The organism is Vibrio sp. 970, assembly GCF_033339075.1.
Window position 1 is genome coordinate 1 of record NZ_JAWOTW010000388.1, and the last position, 658, is coordinate 658.

Consider the following 658-nt stretch of genomic DNA (forward strand, 5'->3'; position numbering starts at 1 on the left):
ACCGGTCATGCAAACCAGTGTCGACCCAATCGCTGCATCGGCAATTCGAATGATCAGCGCGTTCGTTGCGCACTGCTTATTACTTATCGTTGGAGTAAAAGTTGCTCGCTCCACCCAACGCATTACTTGGCGTGTTTTTGGCATTACGGCGTTGAATGGCTTTCTCGCAATGGCCGTAGGAATGACGTTAATTCTTTACGCGCTACGCGAAGGGAACGTAGGCATGGTTGCTCTGCTATCTTCAACCACGCCAATCATGTTGCTACCGCTGCTCTGGGTTTACACTAAACGCCGACCAAACCGATTTGCTTGGTTGGGCGCGGCTCTAGCGGTGATTGGTGCGGGGATTTTGGTTCAGTAATCTTACAAACCAGTCCTTATTACCAGACACAAAAAAGCCCGCGTTTATACTCGGGCTTTTGTCATTCTGAGTCGTCAGTTAATTACTTAACTAGCACATCACCAGACATTTCAGCAGGGATTTCTAGACCCGCTAGAGAAAGCATTGTTGGTGCAAGGTCAGACAGTTTACCGCCTTCTTTGAACTCAACTGCTTTGTCACCTACGTAGATTAGAGGCACTGGTAGGTTAGTGTGTGCAGTGTGAACGCCGCCAGTTTCAGGGTCGATCATCATTTCTGCGTTACCGTGGTCCGCAG

Annotated in this window: 1 protein-coding gene and 1 pseudogene; one reads left to right on the forward strand and one right to left on the reverse strand. The window is 49.1% G+C overall.

Annotated features, from left to right (window positions below):
• Window positions 1–361 (forward strand): DMT family transporter (locus R7Q11_RS26855; RefSeq protein ID WP_225467074.1); only part of this gene is annotated, 361 nt, incomplete at its 5' end.
• Window positions 362–443: 82 nt separating this feature from the next.
• Here R7Q11_RS26855 and R7Q11_RS26860 read toward each other — a convergent pair.
• Window positions 444–658 (reverse strand): annotated as a pseudogene (locus tag R7Q11_RS26860) (2,3-bisphosphoglycerate-independent phosphoglycerate mutase); the annotation flags it as partial.